This window comes from Bacillus cereus group sp. TH152-1LC, assembly GCF_027710505.1.
In the GTDB taxonomy this organism is placed as follows: domain Bacteria; phylum Bacillota; class Bacilli; order Bacillales; family Bacillaceae_G; genus Bacillus_A; species Bacillus_A mobilis.
This window is the reverse complement of sequence record NZ_JAQFNK010000006.1, coordinates 213442-238942: the sequence shown is the minus strand read 5'-3', so window position 1 is coordinate 238942 and position 25501 is coordinate 213442. Positions and strand designations below refer to the sequence as shown.

The following is a 25501-nucleotide window of genomic DNA, read 5'->3' as shown; positions in this document are numbered from 1 at the left end:
CATAAAAAGACAGCGTTTTTTGACGTTGTCTTTTTATTTATATTGTTAACATCTTCTGTCCCAGCCGCGTCGTATAAAACGTTCCCCATTAAAGAAACAATTTAAATTTGGTGATACGAAAGGACCGATAAACGGAATAATATTTGGTTCTGTAGTCTCATCGACAGGGATAGGTGGTTTAGTAGGGCCAGGTCTTAGTGTATAGCGAATGCGAGCGGTATTTCGAATGAGACCATTTCTTGGCTCTGCTGTTACTTGAACGATAAAACGGACAACAACGGATTCACCTGGTTTAACAGTTTCAATAAGAATACCAATAGTCGGATTACTTCCAGGACGTGAAACGCCGTTTACTGTTACTGAATTTGGATAGAAAGTAACTTCGGGAGGCAGTGGATCGGTAATGAGTACATTATTAGCAGGAATAGCGCCATTGTTAGTAAAGGTAAGTGTATATGTGATGAAGTCACCAAGCTCCACGCTATTTACATTCGCTGTCTTAATAAATGTGTTTGGCTCATTAGGATTTGCTTCTATCGTAATTGGTGGTGTTGTTGTCGTTGTTGTGACAGGAGGTCTAGTAGGATCAGGTTGAGAAGTATACGTAATGGATGCGATATTTGTAATCATTCTATTAGCTGGAAGTGTAATAACCTGTACTTGGAATGAAATAGTTACTGATTCTGTTGGATTAAGAGTTCCGACTGGAATTCCTGTGGATGGATTTGCGTTTGGAACGGGAATGTTATTAATTGTGACACTATTTGGAATGAATGATGTGCCGACAGGAAGTGAGTCTGTAACAGAAATATTAGTGACAGGAATCGTACCTTCATTTTGGAATGTGATAGTAAATGTAATCGTATCACCTACTGACACGATGGATGTATCAGCGGTTTTTATCGGATTAATAGTGCCAACGTTTACAGGGGTAATTGTAGTAGGTGTAGGCGTAGTAACGGATACAGGTGGCTTAGTAGGATCAGGTTGGTATTGGAAGGAAACGTTACCTTGGTTTTGAATTTCTCCGCTTGGTGGAATTGAAGTAACAAGGACACGGAAAGAAATCGTTGCGGATTCAGAAGGAGCAAGTGTTGAAATCGGGATGCCTGTGGATGGATTTGCGGTTGGTTGTGGCACATTGTTTATGGTAACACTATCTTGAATGAAAGAAGTACCTACAGGAATTGTATCAGTTACAACAATATTGTTAGCGGGAATGGTACCTGTATTTTGGAGTGAAATCGTATACGTAATGATATCACCTAGTGTAACTGTTTCCGGCGTAGCTGTTTTTTGCGGATTTAATATAGCTGTATTTACATTCGTTGTGTTAATTGGAGTAGGGTCTGTAATGGTAATAGGAGGTTCACCGGGAACTGGTTCATATGTGAAAGTAACAGTTGCTTGATTTCGAATGATACCACCAGGTGGTACGCTTGTTACTCTCGCTTGGAATTGAACAGTAATTGTGTCGTTCGGATCGACTGTACCTACAGGTATACCCGCTACAGGATTTGCTCCAAGGTCTGGAAGGCCATTTATTACAACGCTACCAGGAACAAATGTTAACCCATTCGCTAACGGATCGGTAATGATGACGGAAGTTGCAGGGACTGATCCGCGATTTTGGAAGGTTACGGTATACATTATGATTTCATTTATATCTACAATTTGTTTGTCTGCTAGTTTATTTGGGTTAGGTGTAGGTGTAATAACGGATACTTCAACAGTTGGAGTAGGATCTGTAATGGTAATAGGTGGTTCGCTAGGGTTTGGCTGGAATGTGTAAGTGACAGTTGCTGTATTTGTAATAATGCCGTCTGGTGGCAATGTTGTTACAGTAACTTGATAAATTAATGTAATAATTTGTCCTGGAGTTACTGTTCCGACATTTACACCACTACTTGGATTTACACCAGGTAAAGAAACACCATTTACAGTAACACTATTCGGTACGAAATTGGTTCCAGCTGGAGTAGGGTCTGTCATAATGACATCTGTCGCATTAATATTTCCTACATTTTGGAATGTGATTGTATATGTGATAGTATCACCGAGATTGATTATTTGAGGGTTTGCTTGCTTGTTAGGGTTAATGGTAACTTCACTTACTCGAGTTTTTGTAGCAGGTGTAGGTGTAGTAATAGATACAGGTGGTAAGTTTGGATCTGGCTGATATTGGAATGAAACGGTGCCCTCATTTTCAATAAAACCTGTCGGCGGTATCGATGTTACTTGTACTTGGAAAGTTACGACGGCCGAGGTGTTAGGTTCTAATGTACCAATAAGAATTCCAGAACTAGGGACGGTACCTGGTTGTGGCACGTCATTAATCATTACACTATTTGGAATGAAAGTAGTACCAGCTGGAATAGGATCGGTTACAAGTACATTCGTGGCAGGGACAGTTCCTGTATTTTGTAAGGAGATTGTATAAGTGATTGTGTCACCTAATAACGCAAATGCTTTATCAGCGGATTTTGTAGGATTCGTTGTCGCTGTGTTGACATTTGTAGTAGTAGGGGGCGTTGGAGTAGTTACTGTTACTGGTGGTTCTCCAGGATTAGGTTGGAATGTGTAGGTGATAGTAGCTTCATTTACAATAATTCCGTTAGGTGGTATGGAAACAACGCGAACTTGGAATGTTAAAACAACTGATTGACTAGGGTTTAATGTGCCCAGAGGGATGCCCAGAGCTGGGTCAACATTACTAGTTGGTACACCATTAATTGTAACGCTATTTGGAATGAAAGTAGTTCCTGTTGGGATGGGGTCTGTAAAAACGATGTCTGTCAGTTGTACAGTTTGTAAGTTTTGGAAGGTAACGGTGTACGTAATAATATCACCTATATCAACGTTGTTTCGATCAGCTGTTTTCGATGGATTAATAATACTATTAATGATTTCAGTATTAACTGGTGGTGTTGTCTCTGTTTCTGTAATAGGAGGTTCATTTGGATTAGGCTGAGATGTAAAGTTGACTGAACCAACATTTGTAACAACCCCGTTAGGCGGTATATTTGTAATCGTTACTTGGAATGTGATGTTTACTATTTGATTCGGTTGTATAGTACCGATAGGTATTCCGACACTTGGATCAATACCTGGTTGTGAAATACCATTTACTGTAACGGAATCTATAATAAATTGTGTACCTACTGGTGGTGGATCAATGACAGATACATTTGTCATAGGAATATTTCCGATGTTTTCAAGAGTGATTGTATACGTGAGTACATCTCCAATGTTAGCAACTGATAAATCTACTGTTTTAGTTGACTCTAACTCTGCATTTTGTACAATTGTTTCTGCGATTGGAGTAGGTGTGGTTGTTGTAATAGGCGGAAGGGTAGGGTCTGGTTGAGATGTGTAAGTGACATTTGCTTCATTTGAGATAATACCATTTGGTGGTAGAGCAGTTACTTGTACTTCTAAAGTAACAGTCACTATTTGTCTAGGATTTAATGTGCCAACTGGGATTCCTGTTTCAGGTGTCAAGACAGGTTGTGAAATACCGTTAATCGTAATGCTTCCAGGAATAAATGTAGTTCCAGTAGGGATAGAATCTGTAATAATGACATCAGTTGCAGGTATATTACCAGAATTTTGAAGGGTGATTGTATAAGTGAGTGTATCGCCAATACTTGCAAACTCACGGTCTACTGTTTTTTGCGGATTCGGGTTAGCGGTACGAACCGGTAAAGTAACAGTAGGAGTCGTTTCTGTCGTTGTAATAGGTGGTTCACTAGGGTTAGGTTGAGAAATATAGGTTACAACGGCCGTATTTTCTATTTTTCCGTTAGGTGGAATAGCATTTATTTGTACTTGGAACGTAACCGTGACAGTTTCGCCAGGGTTAACAGTACCGACGGAAATACCTGTGATTGGGCTTACGCCAGGTTGAGGAATATTATTTACTGTAACGCTATTCGTAACAAAAGTTGTACCAGGTGGCAAAGAATCTGTAATTGTTACACCTGTAGCAGGGATGGTTCCTTGGTTTGTAAATGTGACAGTATAAGTTACGATATCACCAATTTCTGCAAACGTAAGGTTTGCAGTTTTTGTTGGACTTATGACTACAGTTTGAATAGGAGTCGTAGTTTCAGGAGTCGTTTCTGTTTTTGTGACGGGAGGTAAATTTGGATCCGGTTGATAATTAAATGTGACACTTCCTTGATTGCGTATTTCGCCGCTAGCAGGGATGTTTACTACTCGTACTTGGAAAGTAATCGTCGCTCGTTCGGACGGCGCTAAAGTTCCAAGTGAAATTCCTGATGCTGGATTGGTTCCTGGTTGAGGAATACCATTAATTGTAACACTATCTGAAACAAATACAGTACCAGTAGGGATAGAATCAATCACGGTTATATTCGTAGCAGGGACAGTACCGGTGTTTTGAAATGAGAGTGTATAGGTAATGATATCATTTAATGCAACGAAGGAGCGATCAGCTGTTTTTTGTGGATGTAGTGTTGCTGTATTAACTGCCGTTTCTGTTTCAGGAGTTGTAATAGTTGTTGTAACAGGAGGTTCATTCGGATTTGGCTCATATGTGAATGTTATATTTGCTTGGTTTCTAATGACTCCCCCGGGCGGGATGCTATTTACTACACCTTGGAATGTAACTGTAATACTTTGACCAGGATTTACAGTGCCGACTAGAATACCAATTTCGGGATTTTCTCCAAGCTGGGATGTTCCATTCACGACAACGCTACCAGGAACGAATGAAACACCGGATGGAAGTATATCTTTCACAATAACATTTGTAGCGGGCACGGTCCCCCTATTTTGAAATGTTACGGTAAAAGTAATCGTATCTCCTAAATCAGCAATTTGTCGATCAACAGATTTTGTAGTCGTCGGATTTGGATTGTTAATTGGGATGTTCACACTTGGAGTTGTAGTAGTTGTTGTAACAGGAGGCTCACTCGGATTTGGTTGATATTGATAAGTGAAGGATGCTTGGTTTCTAATTATTCCATCAGGTGGTAAATTTGTAACGACAACTTGGTAGGTGATTGTTTTTGTTTCTCCAACAGAAATAGTGCCAAGTGGTATCCCGAGTTCTGGATCGGAACCAGGATTCGAAACGCCATTAATCGTAACACTATTTGGAACGAAAATAGTCCCGTTAGGAGTAGGGTCTGTAATGACTACATTTGTAGCTGGAACTGTCCCGTTATTTGTAAACGTGACCGTATAGGTAATTGTATCTCCTAAATCAGCAACTTGTTTGTCTGCAGATTTTGTAGGTGCTGTAACAACAGTCCCAACTTGAGTTTCTGTTTTAGGAGTAGGGGTCGTTTTTGTAACAGGGGGTTCATTTGGGTTTACAATATGATTAAATGATACAATACCCTGGTTTTCTATAAGGCCATTTGGTGGCACACTTGTAACTTGAACTTGGAATGTAATTGTTTTTGCTTGATTTGGATTTAAAGTGCCGATTGATATACCGTTTTCAGGGTTACTGTTAGGCTGTGAGACACCATCAATCGTGACGCTATTTGGAATAAAAGTTGTGCCGTTTGGAATTGGATCTGTTAGTACAATATTCGTAGAGGGAACAGTGCCGTTATTTTGTAAACTAATTGTATACGTAATAACATCACCAATGTCAACGAAATTCCGATTAGCAGATTTTGTAGGGCTAACCGTAGCGGTATTAACAGCGACTGTAGTAGGTGCTGTCGGTTCGGTTGTTGTAACAGGAGGCCTTGTTGGATCTGGCTGATACGTATATGTCGTTGAAGCTTCGTTTGTAATAACACCGCCAGCAGGTACTTGTGTAACAAGAACTTGAAATGAGAGTGTTTTCGTTTCACCAGGATTAATGGTTCCAACTGGAATTCCTAGTGCTGGATTTGAATTTGGGACGGGATCATTATTTAAGACTACGCTATTCGGAATGAATGTTGTCCCAGCGGGAATTGTATCATTAAAAACTACATTCGTAGCAGGAATCGTACCATCATTAGTAAATGTAAATGTAATCGTATACGTAATAATATCACCAATATCAACAGCAGTTTTATCTGCCGTTTTAACAGGATTTGTAATAGCGGTGTTAACAGGAGTAGTGGTAGGTGGTGTAGGATTTGTTGTTGTGATAGGTGGTTTTGTTGGATCTGGTTCATACGTAAATGTTGTAGTTCCGATATTTCGGATTAGGCCATTCTCTGGGAGAGAAGTAACTTGAACTTGGAATGTAACTGTAGCGGTTGTACCAGCAGCGATCGTACCGATTTGTATACCACCAGCAGGATTTACACCAGGTTGTGAAGCGCCGTTAATTGTAACGCTATTCGGAATAAATGTAGTGCCATTTGGAATAGGATCAGTTACAATAACGTTCGTCGCAGCGATATTTCCTGTATTTGGTACAGTAATTGTATACGTAATAATATCACCAATATCAGCAATTTGTGGACTAGCAGTTTTTGTTGGATTTACAATTGCAGTTCGTACAGAAGTAGTTGTTGGAGGTGGTGTTGTCGTAGTTGTCGTTGGAGGTTCAGTAGGGTTCGGTTGCGACGTAAATGTTATATTTGCTTCGTTAGTAATCGTTCCATTATCTGGAAGAAAAGTGACTTGAACTTGAAATGTGACAGTTGTAGTTTGACCAGCAGGAATCGTACCTAAAGGAATATTTGTTGGTGTTACGCCGGATTGTGTCGTTCCATTCACTGTAACACTGTTTGGAATGAAAGTAGTGCCAGTAGGGATAGGATCAGTGATAGAAACATTCGTTGCTGAAATATTACCGTTATTTGGAACAGTAATCGTATACGTAATGATGTCACCAATATTCACAATTTGTTGGTTTGCATTTTTAGTCGGATTAATGATAGTAGCATTGATTTGTGTTTCAACTATATTACTTGTAGAGTTTCTGTTAATTGGTGGTTGGTTTGGTGGATTATATTGAAAACTTGAAGTGGCACTATTTGGAATAGGGTTTGGTGTAGGTAGGGTATTAACTCGAACTTGAAACGTAATTGTAGCATTCCCGTTTGCAGCAATCGTTCCTACATTTATACCGGTAGCAGGATTATCTGTAGTGGAAGTACCATTAACTGTAACGCTACCTGGTACGAAAGATGTGCCGGCAGGAGGTGTATCTGTAATGATAACATTATTAGCAGCTAATGGAGCTTGATTTGTAGCGGTAATTGTATACGTAATCGTATCACCGACGGTAGCAATTGTTTTATCTACTGCTTTTGTTAATGCGACATTAGCTGTGAAAATATCTGTATCAACTATATTGCTGGTTGTTGTACGTGTGATAGTGGGTGCGTTAGGTGCAGGTTGAAATTCATATCCAAATGATGCTATGTTACTAGCGACAGGTGGTGTAGGAATACTAGTTACATCTACTTGAAAAGTAATTGTAACAGAACCACCAGCAGGAATATTATTGATAGGAATACCAGTCGAGGGATCGCCGGCTGTTGGAGTACCATTAACAGTTACACTGTTTGGCACGAAAGTGGTGCCAGCTGGTATGGGGTCTGTAAATGTAACGTTTTGGGCAGGCAGTGTTCCAGTATTTTGGACAACGATTGTATAGGTTAAACGACTTCCTATTGTTGCTATTGCCATTAGATTCGTCCTTTCTCAATAAATTTAAATCCGATCGATAGTTAGATATTTACAAATAGCATCAATTCAAAATTAAAAACTCGTTCTATTTGTAAAAAAATATGAAAAATGTGCTCGTCATTGCATCCTATTCAAATATAAATGAATAGGAATAGGCAAAGGCTTTTTTTTGCCTAAATTAGCTCGTATGTATATAAATGGAACTTTTTCGTTTTGCTCGCATTAAATGAAATAGCGAGAAAATATTACTTTTAATAGAAAGGAAGTGAGGCTGTTGGCCTTTGTACAAACATATACAAAAACGGATTCGCTTTTTATGGTGCATACAGGAAATACGTTAGGGATGCGTGGTATTACGACAGCTACTGCATATCAATATAACGCATTAATTTCTACAAATACAAATTTGAGTTTTGCTGGGGTGCCATCCTCAACAGATACTGATACCTTCGCAGGAACGACAAATGATTGGACTTTAGATGGATCATGGACGAGGCTCAATCCATCTGTAACAGATGTACCAATAACGGCTACGGTCGACTTTGCAATGTTAGTTTGGCAAGGAACATTAGGGGGGACTGTAACAGAAGCAGTAGTCAATGCGAATACTCCAACATTTAGAACCCCGGATGATGTGACTCACACTATTACAAGTACACCTGCGTGGGGAGAAACAAGATCGAGTGGGACATTTCAAGGTACGATTTATACACGTGCAGCTAATGTGACAAGTATTCTTCAAGGGCTTCCTAATCGTGCTCTAGGTGATTATTTTGTAGAACGTGTTCCAACGGCAAATCCACCTTTGCAAGGAACAGGAGTAGGGTGGGCGTTAGTTGTTGTATATCGTGATAATTCATATCCTGTTAGGAATGTTAGTTTATATACTGGTTTACTCATTTCTACATTGGGTGAGACAGCAACGATTTCTAATTTTATCACGCCCGCTACAGCACCGGTTAACGCTCGTGTATTTACAATGGCGTTAAATGGTGATACAGATGCAACAGCAGATACATTTGTGTTAAATGGTACAGCGCTTGTGGGTCCTAATAATGCCAATCCTAATTTTTTCACTTCGCAAGTCAATAATTATGTGGGGAATTTAAATACAATTGGTAGTTTTGCAGATAGAAATATGCCGATTGGAACTGCTGCAACGAATCGGCGTGCTGAATTTGATGTGACGAATGTCCCAGCGAACGGTGTATTAACAGCTGGGTCAACTTCTACGACAGTTAATATCCCAAATACATTTGATTATCTTTATGCTGGTGCTGTAGGTTTGCAAATAGAGTTAGGAGAGGCGCGTCTATCTGCTACAAAATCGGTAACTGTAAGTTAAAGTAATTGAAAATGTTAGTGAAAAATCCCTTTTATAAAATAATAGGAGTGATCTTTATTGGCCTTCGTTCGAGCTTACGGTAAAAATGATAATTTATTCATGATGCATACGGGCAATACGATGGGAATGCGTGGTACTGCTAATACAAACTTTGCTTACAATGCACTTATTACATTAAATACTGACTTAACCTTTGGAGGGGTTCCTTCATCGACAGATCCAAATACATTTGGAGGTACGACGAATGATTGGACGTTAGATGGTTCATGGGCTGAATTAAATCCATCAACTACTATTGTTCCAGCTACAGCGGTTGTAGATTTTGCCTTACTTGTTTGGTCAGGTGGTTTGGATACGGCTGTTACAACCACTGTTGTTGATGCGAATCCACCAAATTTAGTTACGCCAGACGGAACGAGTACACAAGTGACAATTAATTCAGCATGGTCATCAGAAGGGACGAATTTACCTTTTATAGCCAATGTTTATAATCGAGCAGCAGACGTTACATCTTTATTACAAGGATTACCCAATCGAGCAGCAGGAAGATATAGCGTAACGAGATTACCTACGCGTCAGCCGGTTGGATATGGTGCTGGATGGTCGTTGATTGTTGTATATCGTGATTCCTCATATCCGGTGAGAAATGTGAGTTTATTTCCAGGTTTTTTATTATCGGGTACACCACAAACTCTTTCTGGATTTTTCACACCAGCTACAGGGACAGTGACAGCAAGAGCAAGAGCTTTTGTAATGGCGATGAATGGTGATCCGAACTTTACAGGTGATAATTTTCAATTGAACTCTGTGACATTAACAGGACCAAATAATCCAATAGGAAACTTTTTTAGAGGGCAAGTAAATGATATTAATGGGAATTTAAATACAATTGGTAGTTTTGCAGATCGTAATTTTTCTGGAACAACTACAAACGCAAATGCGAGAGCTGAGTTTGATATTACAAATGTAAATGCAACAGGTTCTATTGCATCAAATACGACATCCACGCAAGTGAATATTACAGGCACAGGCGATACGATTTATATAAGTGCAGTCGGATTACAAATAGACTTGGCAGAAGCTAGATTAACAGCCGTAAAATCAGTAACTGTAAGTTAAAAAAGATTGCTATAAGCTAGCAATCTTTTTTATGAGGAGGATTTTGTTAGTAAAGATTCATAATGAGAATAATCAATCTCTTTTTCTTGTAATTTTTTCACTAAAAATTTATGGTCGCGCTTTGGTGTAGCAATAATATATCCTTTAATAATTAAATCTTGTGTAATTTGAGAGGCTTTTTCTTGTAATGCCAGTTCTCCGATTTTACCAGCAATTTTTGATTTAGCAACATCGCGAAATAGTTCTGGAACAGGACTTACGAGTTCTTCTAACAATTGTTTTTGTTCGTCATCCCATAAATGTCTAGTTTTATTAATATAGTGCTCTTCCCAATCTAATATAGACATACCATCTTCTTTTGGTAGTCGTTTTAAAAATTTTCTGAACATAAAGTATCCACCGATAGACATAAGTCCTAATAAAATAACAGTCCATAGCACAATAAACCAACTGAACCATCCTTCGAGCAAGCGTATCCCCCCTTAATGATTGCGGTTTTCTATTATTCATATTATAAACAGTGAGATTCATAGAAAGCAAGAACGCTTGGTCATTTTGACCAAGCGTTATCATTTAAACGAAGTATAGTTGTTCAACACATAAATTGTTACTATCATCTTCTACATATTCAATGATTAATGTGCCAACTTTACGATCTTTATCTTCAGTTGTGAAAATAGAGTAAGAAGTAAAACGTGCTGTTGATAGGCCGCTTATATGTGTAGGTAAAGAAATGTAGTCGTTATCGCGGAAGAATTCCATCAGTTCAATATCCTCAAATTCTTTTCGGTCAACTTGTTTGTTTGTATAGCGGCGTTGAAGTTGTTTTAAAGACTCATTCCAAGAAATTGCTTTTGTGTCGTATACCATTGTTCTATCTCCTTACTGTATGTAATAATTAAGAACATACGTTCTAAACTAGTATACTCTTTTTATTAGAAAAGGGAAAGCAAAAAATAATGTAAGCTTGGATTTCCAAGCTTACATTATCGATGCGTCCGTCATAATCTCTATTTTTTATTATAAGTTAGATAAGAATAAGAAACAAGATGATATATATATTGTTGATGGTTTTCAAAATTCTGTATATTATAGATGTACGAAAGCGTAAGGGGATGAGAGGAATGGCATATGTAATTTCACTCCAAGGACCGATGGCAAGCGGAAAAACAACATTGGCTAAAAGGTTAGAGCGATGTGGACTTTCAGTTATATATGAAAATCCTTATCCAATTGTAGAAAAACGAAAACAATTAAATTTGGATATGAATTCAAAAGAAGGATTTATTATAAATCAAAAAATGTTTATGGAAGCAAAAATAAAGGAGTTTCAAAATGTGAAAGATTCAGTCGTTATTTTTGATCGTGGACCAGAAGACACCCTGTTCTATACACTTTTTTATCCAACGATTATAGAGAAAGAGTGGGATATAGAAGCTGAATTGAAAGCTGAATTATATCGATTAAGAGAATGTCGTTCAGATGCGATTTTTTATTTAGATGTGACGAAAAAGAATGTATATAATAGAAAAAATAACGATAGAACAAGAAACAGAAGTACATTTGATGAGCAATTTAGATTAGTAGAAACTGAAAAAGACTGGTATAAACAATTTTCTGTAACTTATGTGGACACGAATAGATTAACAGTGGACGAATTAGAGGAATATTTTATGAAATGGTTGAAGGAGAGAGGGTTATGAAAAAAATACTTTTATTTGTGTACCCAACATTTGCGGAGTTTGAAATAACGGTAGCTACGGCGCTGCTGAAAAATAAATTTGAAATCATTACAGCGAGTGTAACAAAAGAATTGATTATAAGTGAAACAGGTTTGCAAGTGCAACCACATATAGAATTAAGTGAAGTGCGTGTAGAAGAATTTGAGGGGATTATTATTCCGGGTGGAGATGCAATACATATGAAAGATGCAGAAGTACTTTTTTCAGTCATTCGTCAATTTCATAAACAAGAAAAATTAGTAGCTGCTATTTGTGCTGGGCCATATGCGCTGGCAAAAGCAGGCTTATTCAAAGCAATCTCGTATACGGTGACTATGGATTATCAAAATTAGATTGTTTTCCAGTAGAAAATTTTGTATATGAAGAAATTGTGCAACACTCAAATATTATTACAGCACAGGGGCATGCATTTGTACCATTTGGAATAGCGATTGCCTCTTATTGTGGAGTAGCGAACAAACATAATATAAATTTTTATGGTGGTAAGGGCAATATGATGATGGAGGAGCTTTTGCCTGAGAATGTATAAAAGCTAGCATTTACTAGCTTTTTTCTTTTTTACATCGATAAATGGCTAACGTTTTCGGATCGCGCCATATACCGTTATGAAGTGACAATTCATTTTCTACTTCTTCTTTTAGCCATTCCTTCATTTCGGCGTGAAGATATGTATTATCAGGTATATTTAGGGATGGAAACATGCTAGAAATATAGTTTACAATCGGAGTAGCATGATGAAAAACGAGAGCATTATGAATAACTATTTCTTCGACAGTTGGAAAAACAGACTGTAATATCTCTTTACCATTTTCTAAACAAAATGGAGTGACTGATGATGTTGTTTTCGGTAAATCAAATGCGTCTAACATGCGGTTACACATTTCAACTATACGAGGTAATGTAACGTCAGAATTTGTTGTAGCTAAAAGTGAGCCACCAGGACGAATTACTTTATGGAATCCTTGAACTGTTTTTTCAACACTTTTCATGTGATATAACATATGTCTTGCGACGATCCAGTCGTAGCAATTAGCTTCAAAAGGAAGATTACCAGCATCACCTAATCTCCATTCAATTATGTTATTTTTTATTGCAGCTTCAGAAAGCATCGTTTTCGATTGATCAAAACCGGTTAGTTGTCCTTTATGACCGTTAGTTTGTAAAAGAGAAAGAAAATTCCCGTTAGCGCATCCAACCTCTAATATTTTTTCGTCTCCTTGAAGTTGTAAGTGTTCCATGACGAATTCATCTAAATTCACTTGTTTTTCTTCGTAATGTTTATGCGTATCGATACGAGTTTGTAAATGGTTGCTTACGTTGTATTGGCGTTTTACATCATTCATTTTTTCACATTCCACCTTCGTGCAAAATTGCTGAATCGCATGTGTTAATACGTCGGTTTTCTTTAAATCTTCATATTGGAGTGCAGATTCAAACCTTTCAAGTAATTTTTCTTCAATTCGAAAATGAATATCTTTTCGCTTCGTCATTGAAATATCGCTCCTTTGCATCTGTTAGTGAGACTATAGCACGCCTGGAAAATTTGTGTAAATTATTTGTGTACACAAATGGAGGAGATGAAAAAATTATTTGAATGTGAGTTTAAACTATTGACGATTTAACCGTTTTCATATATTCTTAAATTAAGAAATATTCAAATAATTAAAAGAAATGAGAGAGTCACATGCTTCTTCAAGGAACACATCGAATTGGTCGTATGGCCATGCTGTTGGCACTTGCGGATGAGAATGAAAGCCCTGTATTATCTATTCCAAAAGGTTGGAAGTATTGTACGGGGAAAGTGGGTTCGATGAATTCGCAAAAAGTTGTAGCAGCAATGGAAACAGCGGCTAAGAGCAACCAAGTTATTGAAACAGACGTTTACAGAGAAACACATGCACTTTATCATGCAATTATGGAAGCTTTGTACGGAGTGACGAGAGGTCAAATTCAGTTAGCAGACGTTCTTCGTACAGTAGGACTTCGATTTGCGATTGTGCGCGGTACACCATACGACGGAAAAAAAGAAGGCGAATGGGTTGCTGTTGCATTATATGGAACGATTGGTGCACCTGTAAAAGGATCTGAGCATGAGGCGATTGGTTTAGGAATTAATCACATATGATTTGCCCATAGTCTATTAGTTAGAAGGGGGCCTTACTTTTTTAGGACAGAAGTCTGTCTTAAAAAGATAAGGTCCCCTTTTGCCTTTTTAAGGAGGAAAAAAGAATGATTACGTTAACAGGACACACATTGACAATTGAAGAAATGAAGAGGTTGTTACTTGAAGGGGAAGGTGTAACAGCTTGTCCAAATAGTATGCAAAAGGTGGCAGAGTGCCGCGAAGTAGTTGAGAAAATTGTAGAGGATGGAAAAGTCGTTTACGGTATTACAACTGGATTTGGAAAGTTCAGTGACATGCTTATTCAAAAAGATGATGTCAAGGCACTTCAACACAATTTAATTCAGTCACATGCATGCGGGATAGGCGATCCATTCCCTGAAGAAGTATCACGCGGTATGTTAATTTTACGCGCGAACACGATGCTTAAAGGCGTATCCGGTGTTAGACCGCTTGTTGTAAATATGCTTCTTGAGTTTGTAAATCGTAGAATTCACCCAGTCGTTCCGCAACAAGGTTCACTTGGTGCGAGTGGCGATTTAGCGCCTTTATCTCATCTTGCGCTCGTATTATTAGGCGAAGGTGAAGTGTTCTATAAAGGGAAACGCGTTCATGCGATGGTGGCTCTTACAGAAGAAGGTCTTGAGCCGATTGAGCTTGAAGCGAAAGAAGGGCTTGCATTAATCAATGGTACGCAGGCGATGACAGCTCAAGGAGTTCTTTCTTATATAGAAGCAGAAGCAACGGCTTATCAAGCTGAATTCATTGCTTCGATGACAATTGAGGGGTTACAAGGCATTATTGATGCATTTGATGAAAATGTTCATAAAGCACGTGGTTATAAAGAGCAAGTGGAAGTAGCGAGCAGAATTCGTGACATCCTTCACGATAGTAAGTTAACAACAAAGCAAGGAGAACTACGAGTACAGGATGCATATTCACTTCGCTGTATCCCACAAGTACACGGTGCTTCTTGGCAAGTTTTAAATTATGTGAAAGAAAAATTAGAAATTGAAATGAATGCTGCAACAGATAATCCGCTAATCTTTGATGGCGGAGAAAAAGTAATTTCGGGTGGTAATTTCCACGGTCAACCGATTGCATTTGCGATGGACTTCTTAAAAGTAGGAATGGCGGAACTTGCAAATATTTCAGAGCGTCGTATTGAGCGTTTAGTAAATCCGCAATTAAATGATTTACCCCCATTTTTAAGTCCAGAACCAGGACTTCAGTCTGGTGCAATGATTATGCAATACGCAGCAGCGTCACTTGTTTCTGAAAATAAAACGTTAGCACATCCGGCGAGTGTTGATTCAATCCCGTCATCAGCTAACCAAGAAGATCACGTAAGTATGGGAACAATCGCTTCACGCCATGCGCATCAAATTATTCAAAACGTAAGACGTGTTCTTTCAATTGAAATGATTTGTGCGATGCAAGCGGCAGAATATCGCGGTATTGAAAACATGAGTACAGTGACGAAGAGCTTCTACCATCAAGGTCGTCAGCAAGTACCTTCTATTACTAATGACCGTATATTCTCAACGGATATTGAAAATATTGCGTATTGGTTAAAAACGAATTATTCGATAAAAGAAAGATTAGATGTAAACGCAGCACTATAAAATGAGAAAAAGGGAGAGATTGAAATGGAAAAAGTAAAACAAACAATTCGCGCGCCAAGAGGTACTGAGTTACAAACGAAAGGGTGGGTTCAAGAAGCTGCACTTCGTATGTTAATGAACAATTTAGATCCTGAAGTTGCTGAAAAACCAGAAGAATTGGTTGTATATGGCGGAATTGGCCGTGCAGCTCGTAACTGGGAAAGCTATCAGGCGATTGTAGATTCATTAAAAACGTTAGAAAGCGATGAAACATTACTTGTTCAATCAGGAAAACCAGTTGCAATCTTTAAATCACATGAAGATGCACCTCGCGTACTTTTAGTGAACTCAAACTTAGTACCGAAGTGGGCGAACTGGGATCACTTCCGTGAACTAGAGAAAAAAGGTCTTATGATGTACGGACAAATGACAGCAGGTAGTTGGATTTATATTGGAACACAAGGTATTTTACAAGGAACATATGAAACGTTTGGAGAAGCGGCACGTCAACATTTCGATGGTTCATTAAAAGGTACAGTAACACTTACTGCTGGTTTAGGTGGTATGGGTGGTGCACAACCTCTTGCTGTAACGATGAATGGCGGTGTTGTTATTGCTATTGACGTTGATAAGCGCAGCATCGATCGTCGTATTGAAAAGAGATACTGTGATATGTATACAGAATCGTTAGAAGAAGCGTTAACTGTTGCGAATGAGTATAAAGAGAAGAAAGAACCGATTTCTATAGGCTTATTAGGAAATGTGGCAGAGATTTTACCAGAACTAGTGAAACGTAATATTACGCCAGATTTAGTTACGGACCAAACATCTGCTCATGATCCATTAAACGGCTATATTCCAGTAGGTTACACGTTAGAAGAAGCAGCAAAACTTCGTGAAGAAAATCCAGAACGTTACGTACAATTATCAAAAGAAAGTATGACAAAACATGTGGAAGCAATGCTTGCAATGCAAGCAAAAGGTGCAATTACATTTGATTACGGAAATAACATTCGCCAAGTTGCTTTCGATGAAGGCTTGAAAAATGCATTCGATTTCCCAGGATTCGTTCCAGCATTTATCCGTCCATTATTCTGCGAAGGAAAAGGACCATTCCGCTGGGTGGCACTTTCTGGTGATCCAGAAGATATTTATAAAACAGACGAAGTTATTTTACGTGAATTCGCTGATAATGAGCATTTATGTAACTGGATTCGTATGGCACGTCAGCAAGTTGAATTCCAAGGTCTTCCATCACGTATTTGTTGGCTTGGTTACGGTGAGCGCGCGAAATTTGGTCGCATCATTAATGAAATGGTTGCAAGTGGTGAATTATCAGCACCAATCGTTATCGGCCGTGACCATTTAGATTGCGGATCAGTAGCATCTCCAAACCGTGAAACAGAAGCGATGAAAGACGGTAGTGATGCAGTAGCAGACTGGCCAATTTTAAATGCATTAATTAACAGTGTAAACGGTGCGAGTTGGGTATCTGTTCACCACGGCGGTGGCGTTGGTATGGGTTATTCACTTCACGCTGGAATGGTTATTGTTGCAGATGGAACAGAAGCGGCAGCAAAACGTATTGAGCGCGTATTAACTTCTGACCCTGGTATGGGTGTTGTTCGTCACGTTGATGCAGGATATGACTTAGCTGTGGAAACTGCGAAAGAAAAAGGCGTTAACATTCCAATGATGAAATAAGGAGGAGAAAACATGCTGGACACTTTACTAATAAATATCGGTCAATTACTAACAATGGATCAAGAAGATGGCTTGTTAAGACGGGAAGCGATGAACACGCTTCCTGTTATCGAAAACGGTGTGATTGGAATTGAAAACGGCGTAATTACTTTCGTTGGAACAGTGGAAGAAGCGAAAGGATTACAAGCGAAAGAAGTTATTGATTGCGGCGGGAAAATGGTTTCTCCTGGTCTTGTTGATCCGCATACTCACCTTGTATTTGGTGGATCTCGTGAAAATGAAATCGCACTAAAATTGCAAGGAGTGCCGTACTTAGAAATTTTAGAACAAGGCGGAGGTATTCTTTCAACTGTAAATGCAACGAAACAGGCGTCGAAAGAAGAACTTGTTCAAAAAGCGAAATTCCATTTAGACCGTATGCTATCTTTTGGAGTTACAACTGTAGAAGCGAAGAGTGGTTACGGATTGGATGATGAGACAGAATGGAAACAATTAGAGGCAACTGCGCAATTGCAAAAAGAGCACCCGATTGATTTAGTTTCCACATTTTTAGGTGCTCATGCAGTTCCGAAAGAGTATAAAGGGAAATCAAAAGAATTTTTACAATGGATGTTAGACTTACTGCCAGAAATGAAAGAGAAGCAATTAGCTGAATTCGTTGATATTTTCTGCGAAACAGGCGTGTTCTCTGTCGAAGAGTCGAAAGAGTTTTTATTAAAAGCGAAAGAGCTTGGCTTTGATGTGAAAATTCACGCAGATGAAATCGACCCTCTTGGTGGTGCGGAAGCAGCGGCTGAAATTGGTGCAGCATCAGCGGACCATTTAGTTGGCGCTTCTGATAAAGGAATTGAAATGCTTGCAAACTCTAATACAGTAGCCACTTTATTACCAGGAACAACTTTCTATTTAAATAAAGAAAGCTTTGCTCGTGGACGTAAAATGATTGATGAAGGTGTTGCTGTTGCGTTAGCTACAGACTTTAACCCAGGTAGCTGTCCAACTGAAAATATTCAACTTATTATGAGCATCGCAATGCTCAAGCTGAAAATGACACCAGAAGAGGTTTGGAACGCGGTAACAGTTAACTCTTCGTATGCTATTAATCGTGGTGACGTAGCTGGGAAAATTAGAGTTGGTCGCAAGGCAGATTTAGTTTTATGGGATGCTTACAATTATGCTTACGTACCGTATCATTACGGCGTAAGTCATGTAAATACCGTATGGAAAAATGGTAATATCGCATATACAAGAGGTGAACAATCGTGGAGCACGGCCACTATTTAAAGAAGAATGCAAAGTTTATCGATCGTGAAGTGACGAAATGGAGTGAAATGATTAAAGATTGGGAGGAAGGCGTGGAAATATTCGGTGCTGCCTTAATTGGAGCACCCCTTTCTAAACCATCTATTAGTCATTCAGGAGCGAGCTTTGCTCCAAAAACAATTCGTGCGATGTTAGATGCATATAGCACGTACGCAATTACAGAAGAACATGATATGAAGGAAAGTGTTTTATATGATTGTGGTGATATTACGATGCATGTGACGGATATAAAAGAAAGTCATAACCGAATTGCGAAAACAGTTGGTCATGTAACGAAAGTAAATCCGAACATGATACCAATCGTTCTTGGCGGGGATCACTCGATTAGTTTTCCGAGTATAACAGGATTTGCAAACAGTAAAGGAAAGGTCGGGATTATTCAATTTGATGCCCATCATGATTTACGTAATTTAGATGATGGTGGCCCATCAAATGGTACACCGTTCCGTAGTTTACTAGAAAACGGTGTCATTACAGGAAAACAACTCGTTCAAATCGGAATTCGCAATTTTTCAAATGCGCGAGCGTACCATGAATATGCAAAAGAACATGGCGTGACAGTGTATACAATGAAAGATGTACGAGAGCGAGAAATCAAAGATATTATCACGGAAAGTATTGAAGTATTAAGAAAGCAAGGCGTGACTTCTATTTATATTTCTCTTGATATGGACGTACTCGATCAAGCATTTGCACCAGGTTGTCCAGCAATTGGTCCTGGCGGAATGGATAGTACGACTTTACTTGATGCGATTGAATTTCTTGGTAAAGAACCGCTCGTTCAAGGGATGGATATTGTAGAGATTGATCCAACACTTGATTTTAGGGATATGACGAGTCGAGTAGCCGCGCAAGTGATTATGAGTTTTCTTTTAGCGAGGGAAACAGTCCGTAAGCAGGTTAGTATATAGGCGTGAAATTAATAGGGAATGTTTAACGATTCCGTATAAAAAACACATTACTACTTATTATGTAGTAATGTGTTTTTTATGTAAAAAGAGCAGGTGAAATTAGAATGTATATATGTGTGGAAAAGTTAATAAGATTGCGGGTTTTTAGTGAAATTTTACGAATTTATTTTCTTAGTTCGAAAGGATTGACATGAAAAATAATTTTATGATAAAATAAAAATTTGCTAAAAAAGCTATTGTGTGTTAAGATTGAGAAGGTTACCATATATGGAGGTGGATTATTTGTTTCAAATTGGCGATAACATTGTTTATCCAATGCACGGAGCAGGTATAATTAAAGCCGTAGAAGAGAAGGAAATCGCAGGAGAAAAACAACAGTATTATGTTATAAAAATGTCGGGTAGTAATATGGAAGTAATGATTCCGGCAGGGCGGATATTGAGCTCAAATATACGACCAGTCACGGATATAACGGCAATAGCACACATATTGGATATTTTTCAACATGGAGAATCTGATAGATTACTTACGTGGAAACAAAGGTATAAATTGAACACTGATAAAATAAAGACGGGTAAAATACAAGAAGGTGCTGAAGTTGTACGTGATTTATTACGTATGCAGAAAGAAAAAGCACTTAATGCAAGCGAAAAGAAAATGTTAGATAACGCACACGAATTTTTGATTAGTGAACTGGGATTAATTGAAGGTATCACAGAAAGTCAAATAAAAAGCTTTTGTTAAGATTCATTAAAAATAATGTATTACATCCCAAAAAAGATTTTGAATTTTTTGGGAACATAATTATAGAAAATTAATCATTTCAAAGACATTCAACTCTTTCAAACCACTTTTAGAGCATTAACCTCTTTTGTTATTACTACAATCAAATCCATTTTTATTTTTTACTTCTTTATGAATGTTCGAAGTTTAATTAAATACTTCGATAGAATAGTTACTTGATTTTTGCAATCCTGATTCACACTGGCACGGACGAGGAGCCGTAAGGATGAAAGAGAGGTAGGGCTTTCATTGTTTTAGGTTTATAAGTTATTATTTTTAGAAGAATACTGAACCACCCTCATTTCTACTGCTAAGGAATTTTTATATGTGAAGAGATAATAATTGTTTATATAAAAGAGATAAACAAATTGACAACCATATATGGTCAACTAAAAAAGGTTTCCTACTTAGGAAACCTTTTTTAGTTTATTTATAGCATTCTATTTGTTTAATATTCGAATGTTTTGAGTTTAAAGCGTATAAATTGACGTTACTATCTAAAAGTAAGTATGATGCGATTGTAGTAAGAACTTTTTAGGGGGAAGAAAAATGGCAAGTTCAAATAATAAAGCAGCAAGTATTTATGAAGGAACAAATATAAACGTTTGGGGATCTTTTGAAAATATTGAAGAAACAAAGTTGTTTAATCCGATTCAAATTGGATCTTGGTCTCTTCGTAATCGCATAGCGATGGCACCGATGACGAGATGTTTCGCAAATCATGAAACGGGAGTAGTTGGTACTGATGTAGTTGAGTACTATAGAAAGCGTGCAGCTGATGAAGTTGGATTCATTATTACAGAGGGAATCGTCATTAGCCCAAGAGCAAAAGGTAATCCAGGAGTACCAGGAATCTATACACAAGAACAAATCGATTCGTGGAAGCCTGTTACAGAGGCAGTACATAAAGAAGGCGGAACGATTATTGCTCAAATATGGCATGTTGGACGTATGAGTCATCACGAAATAATTGGTGGGCAAATGCCGCAAGCACCGTCTGCTATCGCTGCAGAGGGAAATGTTCCGCGTTTTCGAAAACCATTTGATACGCCAGAAGCAATGACGTTAGAAGAAATACAAGAAGTGATTGGTCAATACGCACAAGCTGCGAAAAATGCAATTGAAGCTGGATTTGATGGAGTAGAAATACACGGTGCACACGGATATTTAATCGATCAATTTACTTATGAGTTTGCAAATAAGCGTACTGATAAATACGGCGGAGACTTAAAGGGGAGGTTAACGTTTATGAAAGAAGTAACGGCGGCTGTAATAGAAGCTGTTGGAGCTAATAAAACACTTCTTCGTTTCTCTGCTTTCAAAGGTGATAATCCTACTTATATGTGGGAAAACCCTGAGCTTGCAATTGAAACGTTTATAAATATGTTCAAAGAAGTTGGATTAACGATGATTCACCCTTCAACGATGAATTATACGGCAGTTATTGCTGACGGAAAGAATTTTCATCAATTAGTAAGAAAATATTGGGATGGTACGATCGTAGGAGTAGGGAATTTAAATCCGAAAGAGGCTGAAGAAGCGTTGCAAGAAGGAACGATTGATGTAGCCGCATTCGGAAGACCTTTAATTGCTAATCCAGATTTTGTTCATCGAATTAAAAATGCTGAAAGTTTAGTTGAATATGATGCGAAAGAGCATCTTGTTACATTAATTTGAATAAAGATAAAAGGAGAACACATCAGGTGTTCTCCTTTTATTATGGATTTTCATAGGAGGAAGCGGGATGAGTGAAACGCTACTCGTTATTATTAGTATATTGCTCTTATTCATGCTACTATTAATCATTTTTTTTATTATTACATTTTTTATTAAAAAACGGACGCATCATTCTATATTAAAGCTACATCCATACTTAGGAAGGATGCGTTATTTACTTGAAAAGATAGGGCCGGAATTTAGGCAATATTGGTTTGATCATGATACGGATGGAAAGCCTTTTTCACGGTATGATTTTCAAAGTGTAATGTTTTTAGCAAAGTACCGTTCTGAAATACTTGGCTTTGGATCAAAACGAGATTTTGATACATCTGGTTATTATATTGCTAATACATTATTTCCGATATTAACAGAAGAATTAAGTGTGAATGTAGCGCAAGAACGTGAAGGGAAAAAGTATGTGATTCATAAAGAAGGGTTATTTTCACGAAGAGAAAAATTGACAGCGGATACAACGAATCTTTGGTTATATGAAGAAGATGATGCGGTTATCGTCGGTGAAAATCGTAAATATCCATGGAAACTGTATGGCATGTTTGGAGCATCAGCAACTTCTTACGGTGCGATTGGCGAAAATTATATATTAGCGAGTGGATTTGGTGCGAAGATGGCTGGCGGTTCGTGGATTAATACCGGAGAAGGTGGTGTAATACCAGAACATTTACATACAGGTGCAAATATCGTTGCGCAAATTGGTCCAGGATTATTTGGTTACCGTGATGAGGATGGTAATTTTTCAATGGAGCAATTCATGGGGAAAGCGAAAGAAAGAAATATTAAAGCATTCGAATTGAAATTTGGGCAAGGGGCTAAAATACGTGGCGGTCATCTAGAGGGACAAAAAGTAAATGAGAAAATTGCTTCTGTTCGAAATGTACGAGAAGGAGAAACGATTAATTCACCGAATCGATTTTCATTTTTAAATAATGCAGCAGATACACTTTATTTTATTCAGCAGTTGCAAGAAACCGGCGGTAAACCTGTCGGTATGAAAATTGTAATTGGGCAGCAGGAGCCGTTGGAAGATTTATTCAAATCGATGAACGAGTTAAACATCTATCCAGATTTTATTACAATAGATGGTTCAGAAGGTGGATCAGGTGCAACGTATAAATCGATGGCAGATAGTATGGGAATGCCGCTTATTCCAGCGCTACTGACATGTATTGATACAGCGAATCATTATGGTGTTCGGGACAAATTCAAAGTGTTTGCATCGGGGAAATTAATTACACCAGATAAAGTAGCAATTGCTTTAGCTATTGGTGCAGATGCTATAAATTCAGCACGTGGGTTTATGATGGCAAGTGGCTGTATTATGGCGCTCCAATGTAATTCGGGGCAATGTCCGTCTGGTGTGGCGACGACGAATCCTCATTATCAAAAAGCGTTAGATCCGTATGAGAAGAAATGGCGCGTAATGAATTATGTTGTTAGTATGAGATATAGTTTGTTCTCACTTGCGGCAGCAGCGGGAGTAAAGAGTCCACGCCATTTAACGAGAGAGCATATTGTGTTTAAAGATGAGGTGGGGCGGGTGGTGCCTCTTTCGGAACTGTTTCCTACTAGTAAATAGAAAATAAGCTATGTTTAATAGATTAAAAGTCATACATTTGTATGGCTTTTTAATTTGGAAATGAGGAGTGAAAAAGTGCATGATATATTTTCTGAATATTTTTACTTTAATTTATTTTGAAAGCCGGGTAATCCACTGGGATAAAGGCGTTTATAAAGGTTTTTACATGTAGTGAAATTGGCTTGTTCACTTGAAAGAACAAAAAATGTTTGTTAAGGTAGGGAACCATAAGCGAAAACAAGAAAATAGAAAAAGTCATCTTTCGAAATTTTGAATGGCTTATGTAACTAAGGGAGAGATTTGGTGAAGATTGAGATTATGGTTTCGCTTGCTATTTATATGGCAGGTATGTTGTATATCGGTTATTGGTCTTATAAGAAGACATCCGATTTATCAGATTATATGTTAGGCGGAAGGGGACTCGGTCCAGCAGTTACAGCTTTATCAGCTGGTGCTTCGGACATGAGTGGTTGGATGCTAATGGGATTACCTGGTGCGATGTATGCAACAGGATTATCAAGTGTATGGATTGCCATAGGTTTATTAATAGGTGCTTATGCAAACTATTTAATTATTGCCCCGCGTTTGCGAACGTATACAGAAGTGGCAAATGATTCAATTACGATTCCAGACTTTCTAGAGAATCGATTTAAAGATCGTACGAAAATACTTCGTTTTGTCTCCGCTATCGTCATTTTAGTATTTTTCACATTTTATGCGTCGGCTGGTTTAGTATCAGGTGGACGTTTGTTTGAAAATTCTTTCAACCTAGATTATAAGATTGGTTTATTTGTAACTGTCGGTGTCGTAGTTGCTTATACACTATTCGGTGGTTTTTTAGCAGTAAGTTGGACCGACTTTGTGCAAGGATGTATTATGTTTATTGCTCTTGTATTAGTGCCAATTGTTGCTTTTACAGATGTGGGTGGTGTAACAGAAACATTCAATACAATTAAACAAGTTGATGCATCGCATTTAGATATTTTTAAAGAGACTACAATTCTTGGGATTATTTCATTTTTAGCATGGGGTCTTGGGTATTTTGGTCAACCACATATTATTGTCCGCTTTATGGCGATTACTTCTATTAAAGATTTAAAAACTTCTCGTAGAATCGGTATCGGTTGGATGACGATTTCAATTATAGGTGCAATGCTTACTGGTCTAATTGGTATTGCTTATTACGCTAAAAATAATGCAACGTTACAAGACCCAGAAATGGTCTTTGTAACATTCTCAAACATTTTATTCCACCCGTACATTACTGGGTTTTTATTATCAGCTATTTTGGCTTCGATTATGAGTAGTATTTCCTCGCAATTACTTGTTATTTCAAGTGCAGTAACGGAAGATTTCTATAAAACATTTTTCCGTCGTGACGCAAGTGACAAAGAACTTGTATTTATCGGTAGGCTGTCAGTATTAGTAGTAGCTATGATTGCAGTTGCTTTAGCGTATCATCCAAGTGATACAATTCTAACACTTGTCGGTTATGCTTGGGCGGGATTTGGTTCAGCGTTCGGACCTGCTATTTTATTAAGCTTATATTGGAAGAGAACGAACAAATGGGGCGTTCTTGCTGGTATGATTGTAGGTGCAGTAGTTGTTATTACTTGGGTACAAATTCCAAGTTTAAAAGCGACTATGTATGAAATGGTACCTGGATTCTTCTGTAGCTTATTAGCTGTTATTGTTGTAAGTTTATTAACGAAAGAACCAGTGAAAGCAATTCATCGTGAATTTAATGAGATGGAAGCAGTGCTGGAAGAGGAAACGAAATAAATTGCAAAGAGAGTAAACTAAATTGGTGTTTACTCTCTTTTAATTAAAAAATGAAAATAAGGACTTATTGACAATGAAAAATAAGTAACTTATAATAAATCTTGAGTTCGAGATAAAAAATAGTTCAAATCAAGATTTA

Annotated in this window: 16 protein-coding genes and 1 pseudogene; 13 read left to right on the top strand and 4 right to left on the bottom strand. The window is 37.9% G+C overall.

Features of this window, described 5'->3' with window-relative positions; translation table 11 throughout:
* Nucleotides 1-45 precede the first annotated feature (45 nt).
* Complete coding sequence (locus PDL00_RS16925; RefSeq protein ID WP_270730306.1) at nucleotides 46-7614, bottom strand: hypothetical protein; 7569 nt, start codon at nucleotides 7612-7614, stop codon at nucleotides 46-48.
* 274 nt (nucleotides 7615-7888) lie between these two features.
* On the opposite strand from PDL00_RS16925, the gene PDL00_RS16920 reads away from it, so the two are divergent.
* Together PDL00_RS16920 and PDL00_RS16915 are read left to right on the top strand one after the other, a co-directional pair.
* Entirely contained in the window at nucleotides 7889-8959 is a 1071-nt protein-coding gene (locus PDL00_RS16920; protein WP_270730304.1) for a hypothetical protein, read from the top strand.
* Between the two features lie 57 nt (nucleotides 8960-9016).
* A complete protein-coding gene (locus tag PDL00_RS16915; protein ID WP_270730302.1) occupies nucleotides 9017-10078 on the top strand; it encodes a hypothetical protein in 1062 nt (353 codons plus the stop codon).
* Between the two features lie 29 nt (nucleotides 10079-10107).
* Here PDL00_RS16915 and PDL00_RS16910 read toward each other — a convergent pair whose 3' ends face one another.
* Both PDL00_RS16910 and PDL00_RS16905 read right to left on the bottom strand, forming a co-directional pair.
* A complete protein-coding gene (locus tag PDL00_RS16910; protein WP_000889381.1) occupies nucleotides 10108-10548 on the bottom strand; it encodes a DUF2621 domain-containing protein in 441 nt (146 codons plus the stop codon).
* A gap of 103 nt (nucleotides 10549-10651) precedes the next feature.
* A complete protein-coding gene (locus PDL00_RS16905; protein WP_063262435.1) occupies nucleotides 10652-10948 on the bottom strand; it encodes a hypothetical protein in 297 nt (98 codons plus the stop codon).
* A gap of 245 nt (nucleotides 10949-11193) precedes the next feature.
* On the opposite strand from PDL00_RS16905, the gene PDL00_RS16900 reads away from it, so the two are divergent.
* The gene (locus PDL00_RS16900; RefSeq protein WP_270730300.1) at nucleotides 11194-11781 is read left to right on the top strand and encodes an AAA family ATPase; all 588 of its coding nucleotides are present in this window, start codon (nucleotides 11194-11196) and stop codon (nucleotides 11779-11781) included.
* Nucleotides 11778-12349: pseudogene (locus PDL00_RS16895) on the top strand (DJ-1/PfpI family protein). Before PDL00_RS16900 ends, PDL00_RS16895 begins: the two are co-directional and overlap by 4 nt.
* Nucleotides 12350-12362: 13 nt before the next feature.
* Here PDL00_RS16895 and PDL00_RS16890 read toward each other — a convergent pair.
* Complete coding sequence (locus PDL00_RS16890) at nucleotides 12363-13310, bottom strand: class I SAM-dependent methyltransferase (RefSeq protein WP_242256980.1); 948 nt, start codon at nucleotides 13308-13310, stop codon at nucleotides 12363-12365.
* A 194-nt stretch (nucleotides 13311-13504) separates the two neighbouring features.
* On the opposite strand from PDL00_RS16890, the gene hutP reads away from it, so the two are divergent.
* From hutP to putP, 9 genes are all read left to right on the top strand, one after another.
* A complete protein-coding gene (gene hutP / locus PDL00_RS16885; protein WP_000926516.1) occupies nucleotides 13505-13945 on the top strand; it encodes a hut operon transcriptional regulator HutP in 441 nt (146 codons plus the stop codon).
* A gap of 104 nt (nucleotides 13946-14049) precedes the next feature.
* Entirely contained in the window at nucleotides 14050-15567 is a 1518-nt protein-coding gene (gene hutH / locus PDL00_RS16880; protein WP_270730297.1) for a histidine ammonia-lyase, read from the top strand.
* A 24-nt stretch (nucleotides 15568-15591) separates the two neighbouring features.
* The gene (gene hutU / locus PDL00_RS16875) at nucleotides 15592-17250 is read left to right on the top strand and encodes a urocanate hydratase (protein WP_270730294.1); all 1659 of its coding nucleotides are present in this window, start codon (nucleotides 15592-15594) and stop codon (nucleotides 17248-17250) included.
* A 12-nt stretch (nucleotides 17251-17262) separates the two neighbouring features.
* On the top strand, nucleotides 17263-18534 hold the full coding sequence (gene hutI / locus PDL00_RS16870; RefSeq protein ID WP_270730291.1) for an imidazolonepropionase: 1272 nt from the start codon (nucleotides 17263-17265) through the stop codon (nucleotides 18532-18534).
* Nucleotides 18513-19484, top strand: a complete 972-nt coding sequence (gene hutG, locus PDL00_RS16865; protein WP_242256976.1) for a formimidoylglutamase — start codon at nucleotides 18513-18515, stop codon at nucleotides 19482-19484. The genes hutI and hutG overlap by 22 nt, the downstream gene beginning before the upstream one ends.
* 282 nt (nucleotides 19485-19766) lie before the next feature.
* Entirely contained in the window at nucleotides 19767-20228 is a 462-nt protein-coding gene (locus PDL00_RS16860) for a CarD family transcriptional regulator (protein ID WP_176225740.1), read from the top strand.
* Nucleotides 20229-20816: 588 nt separating this feature from the next.
* Nucleotides 20817-21944 carry an alkene reductase gene (locus PDL00_RS16855; protein ID WP_242256975.1) on the top strand — a complete coding sequence of 376 codons (1128 nt, stop codon included), beginning with the start codon at nucleotides 20817-20819 and terminating at the stop codon, nucleotides 21942-21944.
* Nucleotides 21945-22011: 67 nt separating this feature from the next.
* On the top strand, nucleotides 22012-23580 hold the full coding sequence (locus tag PDL00_RS16850; RefSeq protein ID WP_242256974.1) for an FMN-binding glutamate synthase family protein: 1569 nt from the start codon (nucleotides 22012-22014) through the stop codon (nucleotides 23578-23580).
* Nucleotides 23581-23883: 303 nt separating this feature from the next.
* On the top strand, nucleotides 23884-25362 hold the full coding sequence (gene putP / locus PDL00_RS16845; RefSeq protein ID WP_242256973.1) for a sodium/proline symporter PutP: 1479 nt from the start codon (nucleotides 23884-23886) through the stop codon (nucleotides 25360-25362).
* Nucleotides 25363-25501: the final 139 nt, after the last annotated feature.